General features: G+C 70.6%; 7 protein-coding genes. 4 read left to right on the forward strand and 3 right to left on the reverse strand.

Annotated features, from left to right (window positions below):
* The 3 genes from LLG88_00260 to LLG88_00270 all read right to left on the reverse strand — a co-directional run.
* On the reverse strand, positions 1-1,931 hold a 1,931-nt coding region (locus LLG88_00260; protein MCE5245346.1), incomplete at its 3' end, for a hypothetical protein.
* 42 nt (positions 1,932-1,973) lie between these two features.
* The gene (locus LLG88_00265) at positions 1,974-2,645 is read right to left on the reverse strand and encodes a hypothetical protein (GenBank protein MCE5245347.1); all 672 of its coding nucleotides are present in this window, start codon (positions 2,643-2,645) and stop codon (positions 1,974-1,976) included.
* Positions 2,642-3,040: a tetratricopeptide repeat protein gene (locus LLG88_00270; GenBank protein MCE5245348.1), complete on the reverse strand. Its 399-nt coding sequence runs from the start codon at positions 3,038-3,040 to the stop codon at positions 2,642-2,644. The genes LLG88_00265 and LLG88_00270 overlap by 4 nt, the downstream gene beginning before the upstream one ends.
* A gap of 87 nt (positions 3,041-3,127) precedes the next feature.
* Between LLG88_00270 and LLG88_00275 the strand changes: the two genes are divergently transcribed.
* The 4 genes from LLG88_00275 to LLG88_00290 form a co-directional block, all read left to right on the forward strand.
* A complete protein-coding gene (locus LLG88_00275) occupies positions 3,128-4,909 on the forward strand; it encodes a long-chain fatty acid--CoA ligase (protein MCE5245349.1) in 1,782 nt (593 codons plus the stop codon).
* Positions 4,906-5,958, forward strand: a complete 1,053-nt coding sequence (locus tag LLG88_00280) for a VWA domain-containing protein (GenBank protein ID MCE5245350.1) — start codon at positions 4,906-4,908, stop codon at positions 5,956-5,958. Before LLG88_00275 ends, LLG88_00280 begins: the two co-directional genes overlap by 4 nt.
* Before the next feature lie 145 nt (positions 5,959-6,103).
* The gene (locus LLG88_00285) at positions 6,104-6,751 is read left to right on the forward strand and encodes an OmpA family protein (GenBank protein ID MCE5245351.1); all 648 of its coding nucleotides are present in this window, start codon (positions 6,104-6,106) and stop codon (positions 6,749-6,751) included.
* A gap of 90 nt (positions 6,752-6,841) precedes the next feature.
* Positions 6,842-7,203 (forward strand): homocysteine S-methyltransferase family protein (locus tag LLG88_00290; GenBank protein MCE5245352.1); only part of this gene is annotated, 362 nt, incomplete at its 3' end.

Genomic DNA, 7,203 nt, shown 5'->3' on the forward strand with positions numbered 1-7,203 from the left:
GGGGGCGCCTGCTGCGGCTGGAGCGGCGTCGGCTCGGGCGGCGCGGGGCGCGGCGCTCCCGTCGGCGTCGGCACGGCCGGCGGCGCGCCGACCGGCGGCTCGGCGGCGAGGTCCGCCTTGGCCCGGGCGCGGGTCTCCGCCGTGAAGGCCGCGCGGCGCGACGGCGCGAGCGGCGAGGTCTGCGGCTCCTCGGCGCCGATCCGGCGCGCGCGCTCGACCTCCGGCCCGGCGACCTTCATCTCGTAGACGCGGAAGGTCCCGCCGAAGTAGCCGGCGTAGGCGAGGCGCGGCGCGCCGTCCGGCGCCGGCGCCATCTCGGTCGGGGCGAAGGCGCCGCCGGCGAGGTCGGTCAGCCGCTCGATCGCGCCGGTCGCCAGCTCGAGGCGGTGGAGGTTGAAGACGCCGTAGCGGCCGCGGTCGGAGGAGAAGTAGATCCACTTGCCGTCCTTGGAGAAGGCCGGCTGGATGTCCGAGGCCGCCCCCGCCGTCAGCTGGAGCTTGCGCGAGGGGTTGTCCGCGGCGACGGTGAAGATCTTCGTGAACGGCCCGATGCGGCGGTCGTAGAGGATCGTCTTGCCGTCGGCCGACCATGTGGGGTTGGAGTCGAAGTACTCGTCCTGCGTCAGGTTGGTCGTGCGCTTCGAGTCGAAGTCGTGGCGGAAGATGTCCCAGTAGCCGTCCTGATTGCCGGAGAAGACGACGCTGCGGCCGTCCGGCGAGAACGCCGGCGAGGCGCAGAGGGCGATCCCCTTGAACGGGACCTTGGCGACGAGCCGGCCGCTGCGGACCTCGTAGACCATCAGCTGGCGGTAGTTCTCCTTCTTCACGAAGAAGGCCAGCCGGTCCCCGTCCGGCGACCACGACAGGTCGCGCTCCCCTTGGAACGCGCCGGTGGTGACCTCGTCGTAGCGGTTCGTGAACCCCTTGGTCAGGTTGCGGACGATCTTCCCGTCCTTCGCCGAGAGGATCACCACGTCGAGCTTCATTCCCGGCGTGGCCAGCGCGGCGATCAGCTCCCCCGACGGCGAGAGGGCGGGGCTGAAGGTGTAGCGCCCCGGCTCGGTCAGGCCGTCTTCCTTGCCGTAGTCCTCGGGGGCGCGCTTGTCGGTCAGGACCGGCAGGTAGCGCTGGCGGAGGAAGCGGGCGAAGCGGCGGTCGAAGGCGTCCACCGTCAGGCCGAAGGCGTCCTTGAACGCCTTCTCCGGGTTGGTCGAGAGCAGCGACTTGCGGAACTCGAAGAGGAAGTTGCGCACCCCCTGCGGGCCGTAGTTCGTCTCGATGAAGTCGAAGATCGCGTTGCCGTAGCGGTAGGTGAGGAACGAGAGGACGTCGAGCTGGCGGATCGAGGGCACGAGGTTGTTGAGCACCGCGTCCCTGATGACCATCTGGTCGAAGGTGTCCTCGTCGTCGGCGAGGTAGCTCGCCATCCCTTCCATCAGCCAGGTCGGCGGCGCGGCGCGCATCATCCGCCGCAGCGAGCCGGCGTAGAAGATGTCGAACTGGAAGATGTGCGTCATCTCGTGCCGGATCAGCTTGTAGCGGCGGTCGGGCGGCTGGTCGATCGGCAGGACCATCCGGTTCTGGAACGGCTCGGCGAACGCCCCGACGAACTCCGGGATCTCCCCCATCTGGACGTTGGTCTGCTCGAACTCCGTGTGCGTCCGGTAGAGGAGGATCGGGATCCGCGCCGACAGCTCGTGGTCGAGCCGCTTCGAGAGATCGAGGTAGGCGCTCTCGATCTCCGAGACGACCTCCTCCAGCTGCTTGTCGTCCTGGAAGTAGTAGTGGACGTCGAAGTGGGGCGAGCGGTAGACCGTCCACTTGAACGTCTGGTAGGTGATCTTGTTCTGGCCGAACTCCTGCGCGGGGGCGGCGGCGACGGCGGCCGCGGCGGCCAGGCACAAGCAGACGAGCGTTCGAACGGAGCGCACGGTCGTTCCCCCGGCCCAAGCCGCCTGGTTCCGCGGCGGGCGTCAGTCAATCCAGATGTACCGCGGTTCCTTGATCTTCGTCGGCGCAACGAGCGAGGCGAGGCGCGGCGCGAGCCCCTCCAGCAGCGCGTGGAGCTGCTCGAGCCGGTCCGGCTTCCCCGCCTCGTCGAGCGTGCGGTCCTCGGTCCAGGTCTCGGAATGGAGGAGCGCGCCGTTGTCGGCCTTCACGAAAAAGAGGGTCAGCTTGAGGCGGAACCCCTGCCGTTCCGCGTAGCGCGAGCGGCGGACCATCTGCCCGGTGATCGGGCTCTGCACGTCCTCCGTCACGAACCCCGACCGCTCCTCGATCGTGTACTCGGCGGCGCCCGACACGATGATCGCCGCGCGGTTGTCCGCGCCGAGGCGGCGCCAGAAGACGTCGTTCACCGCCAGCTTGTCGAGCCGCTGCTCCGGCACCGCCGGCGGGGGGACGTCGAGCACCGTCAGCGCGGTCAGCCGCGCGATCTCGCGGCGCGCCCAGCGCGCGACCTCCAGGCCGACGTCGAGGTCCTCCTGCGGCTGGGCGCGGAACTGCGCGACGAGCGTCCGCTCGCCCACCTCGAGCTTGATCCGCGCCGGGATCGTGATCTCGACCGGCACCTCCTTCCAGCCGGCGAAGGCGGGGAGGGCCGAGAGGGCCGCGGCCGCGAGCGCCGCCGCGGCGAGCCGGTTCACTTCCCCTCCGCGGGGGACGCCGCCGGATCGGGATGGGCGCGCAGGAACAGGTCGAAGTTGGCGCGGATCTTCCGGTCGTTCGAGATCGTCGCCGCCCTGGCGTAGGCCTCGCGCGCCTTGGCGAAGTCCCCCAGCGCCTCGGCGGCGACGGCGACGTTGTTGAGCAGCTTGGCGTCGTCCGGACGGTCGGCGAGGGCGCGCTCCCAGCGGGCGATCGCCTCCCGCCAGAGCCCCTGCCGGGCCAGTTCGCCGGCGAACCGGACGTCCGCGTCGACGTCCCGCGCCGGTCGCGGCGACGCCCCGGCGGCGGACGCGGGGACGACGCCGGCGGCGGCGGCCGCGGCGAACGCCGCCGCGACGGCGGCGGCCCGGAGGACGGGAGGTCTGGTCGGCATGGTCGGCCGCTGGCAGTATAACCTTGCGCGCTCGACCCTTGGCCCCGCCGGAAAGGGGGAGCCGACCGTTGGGCGGGAGGAGAAGACTTGAACCGAAGGCACAATCTGCCCGGCCTCTTCATGGCGGCGATCCGCCGCCGGCCGCGGCAAAAGCTGCTGGGCGCCAAGCAGGGCGACCAGTGGCGCTGGTGGTCCTCCCAAGAGGCGCTGCTCGCGATCCGCGAGACCGCGGCGGGGCTGATCGCCGTCGGGCTGAAGCCCGGCGACCGCGTGGCCCTGCTGTCCGAGAACCGGCCGGAATGGCTGATTTCCGACATGGCGGTGCTGTTCGCCGCCGGCGTGGACGTGCCGGTCTACCCGACGCTCCCTCCCGACCAGGTGGCCTTCCTGCTGCGTGATTCCGAAGCGCGCTTCGTCGTCGTTTCGAACGGCGACCAGGCCCGCAAGGTCCTGTCGAAGCGGTCCGAACTGCCGCGCCTCGAGCAGATCTACTGCCTCGACGGCGCCGTGGAGGGGACCGTCCCGGCCTCCGAGCTGCGGGTGCGCGGCCGGCAGCGGCTGGCCGACTACCCCGGCGACCTCGAGGAGCGGCTGGCCGAGCTCGGCCCCGACTCCTTGGCGACGATCATCTACACCTCGGGGACGATGGGCACGCCGAAAGGGGCGATGCTCACCCACGGGAACTTCTGCTTCGACGTCTCGGCCTGCATCGACTGGTTCGGGTTCGAAGAGGGAAACACCGCGCTCTCGTTCCTGCCGCTCTCGCACGTCCTCGAGCGGATGGTCAACTACGCCTACCTCGAGATCGGGCTGCAGGTCGCCTACCTCAAAGGGCCGGAGCAGCTCCGCGACGCGCTGACCGACGTGCGGCCGCACGTCTTCGTCGCCGTGCCGAAGGTGCTCGAGATCATGGCCGCGCGGGTCAAGGACGCGATCGAGAAGAAGACCGGCGTGGCGCGCCTCGTCGCCGAGACGGCGATGCGCTGGGCCGCCGAGACGGCCGAGGACCGGATCCGCGGACGGCGCCCGTCCGCGCTGCGCGGGCTGCGGCTGATGCTCGCCGACAAGGTCGTCCTCGCGCGGCTGCGCGAGCGGCTCGGCGGACGGCTGCGGTTCGTCATCTCGGGCGGCGCGGCGCTCGCCCCGGACATCGAGCGGTTCTACTGGTCGGCGGGCATTCCGGTCTTCGAAGGATACGGGATGACCGAGACCTCGCCGGTGATCGCCGTCGCGCACGAAGGGGAGGCGCGGCTCGGCTCCGTCGGCAAGCCGCTTCCCGGCGTGGACGTCCGGATCGCGGCCGACGGCGAGATCCTCGTCCGCGGGCCGAACGTGATGACCGGCTACTGGAAGCGCCCCGTCGAGACCGAGCAGTCGCTCGTCGAGGGATGGCTGCGGACCGGCGACACCGGGCGGCTGGACGCCGACGGGTTCCTCTACGTCACCGGCCGGAAGAAGGAGATCCTCGTCCTCTCGACCGGCAAGAACGTCGCCCCCCGCGCGGTGGAAGAGTCGCTGGAGAAGAGCCCCTACATCGAGCGGGTGATCGCCGTCGGCGACGAGCGCCCGGCGGTCGGCGTGCTGATCGTCCCCAACACCGACCGCGTCCTCGCCTGGGCGGCGGAGCGGAATCTGCCGAAACGCGACCTTCCGGGGCTGCTCTCGTCGCGCGAGGTCCGCCGGCTCTACGAGGGGGAGATCCACCGCCTGCAGGACAAGCTCGCCGCGTTCGAGAAGGCGCGCCGCTTCGAGTTCCTGCTCGACGAGCCGAGCGAGGCCAACGGCCTCCTGACGCCGACGCAGAAGGTCCGGCGCCACGAGGTGCTGCGGCGCTACAGCAAGCTCGTGGAAAGGATGTACAACAAGTGAAGCCGCTCCCCGTTCTCGCCGCCGCGCTGGCGCTGCTGCCGGCGGCCTTCGCCGCCGCCCCCGCGGACGCCCCTCCCGAGCCGCCGCCGAAGCCGCCGCCGGCGATTCCCGGCGCGCCCGCGCCCGGCGACCGCTCCGAAGTGGACCGGCTGCTCGAGCGCGCCGCGCGCGGCGACGCGACGCTCACCGACGCCGAGATCGCCAAGATCCTCGCCGCGACGCCGCACGCCGAGGTCCGGGTCAGCATGATCATGCTGCCCGTCGTCGTGACCGATCACCGCGGCCGCCCGATCGAGGGGCTCGCCGCCTCGGACTTCGAGATCGAGGATCTCGGCGAGAAGCGTCCGATCAACTGGTTCGCCGAGGAGGCCAACCACCCCTACCGCCTCGCCCTGCTCCTCGACGTCTCCGAATCGATGAGCCTCGAAGACACGCGGCGCCGCCTGGAGCAGGCGCTGATCCCGATCGGCCGCGAAGTCGGCCTGATGGACCGGATCATGCTCCTCAGCTTCTCCGACCAAGGCGTGCAGCAGCGGAGCGGGTGGAGCGACCGGCCGATGGTCCTGATGCAGGAGGCGCTGGACGCGCCGGTCCACGGCAAGACGGACGTGGTGGACGCCCTCGCCGCGGCGGCCGAGCGGACGCAGCCCGACCCGCTGATCCGGCAGGGGATCGTCCTCGTCACCGACGGGATGGACAACGCCAGCGAGCTCGGCGCGCAGGACGTGATCGACGCCGCGCGGCGGGTGGACGTGCCGATCTACGTGATCCTGCTCGGCGGGCTCGACCGCCAGATTCAAGGGAAGCGGTACACCGGCTCGCCGCTGCGGTCCCTCGCGGACATGGCCGAACAGAGCGGCGGGCGCTTCTTCCTCGTCGATTCGCGCGCGTCGGCCGAGGCCGCGGCGGCGCGGATCCGCGACGACCTGCGGCACCAGTATTGGCTGTCGTTCAAGCCCAGTAAGCCGCCGGACGGGAAGTTCCGGCCGATCACCGTCAAGGTCCATCACTTCGGGGCCGTCGTTCGGACGCGGAGCGGATATCGGTGATTTGCGGGGCGACAAGCCGCCAATTCCCCATATAATGCCAACCCGATACTGGAGGGATCCCGCAAGCGCCGGCCTGCCCGGCCCGGGGAAGCCGGGTGCTTCCACCCGCCCAAGGGGCGCCGGGATTCGCGACGGAGGAAACGTAATGACGAAGTCCAAACTGGCTTTCGCGCTTGTCCTCGTCCTCGCGGTCGGCCTTGCCGTGGGCTGCGTGACCAACAAGAAGTTCGACACGACGGTGGCCGACATGACCACGCGCGTCGACGGCGTCCAGACGAAGGTCGAAGCGCAGAGCGCGCGGATCGACAAGCTCGAGAACAAGGACAAGGAACTTCAGGTCGGCATCGACAAGGTCGGCACGGAAGCCAACGCCGCCAAGGGCGACGCCGCCAACGCCATGACCAAGGCCGTGGCCGCCGAGAAGGCCGCCAAGGGCAAGGTGATCTGGCAGGTGACGCTGACCAACAAGGACGTCCGCTTCGACTCCGACAAGGCCGAGATGACCGACGCCGGCAAGGCCGCGCTCGACCAGCTCGCCGCGAAGCTGAAGACGATGGACAAGATGGTCTTCGTCGAGGTTCAGGGCCACACCGACGACCGCGGCAGCGACCAGCTGAACACCGCCCTCGGGCAGAAGCGCGCCGACGTCGTCCGCGCCTACCTGCACGAGAAGGGGATCCCGCTCAACCTGATCTCCGCCATCTCCTACGGCAAGACCCGCCCGATCGCCGACAACAAGACGAAGGATGGGCGCGCGCAGAACCGCCGCGTCGAAGTCCTCGTCCTCGAATAGTTTTCGGAACATCGCGTCTTGCGCGGGCGGCGGCCGGACATTCCGGCCGCCGCTTCGCGTTTGCGGAGCGGCAGGCCGTATCATTCCGCCATGTCGCGCGACTTCCTCGACCTCTTGTCCCGCCGCGTCGTCCTCTTCGACGGCGGCATGGGGACGGAACTCTACGCGCGGGGCGTCTTCGTCAACCGCTGCTACGAGGAGCTGAACCTCGCCCGTCCCGAGCTGGTCGAGGAGGTCCACCGCTCCTTCCTGCTCGCGGGGGCGGAGGTCGTCGAGACCAACAGCTTCGGCGGGAACCGGCTGCGCCTCGAGCGGCACGCGCTCGGCGAGAAGGTGCGGGAGATCAACGTCGAGGCGGCGCGGATCGCGCGCCGCGCGGCGGGGCGGGAGGCGTTCGTCGCCGGCTCGGTCGGCCCGCTCGGCATCCGCCTCGAGCCGTGGGGCGCCACGTC

The sequence above is a fragment of the bacterium genome (assembly GCA_021372775.1).
Lineage (GTDB): Bacteria > Acidobacteriota > Polarisedimenticolia > J045 > J045 > JAJFTU01.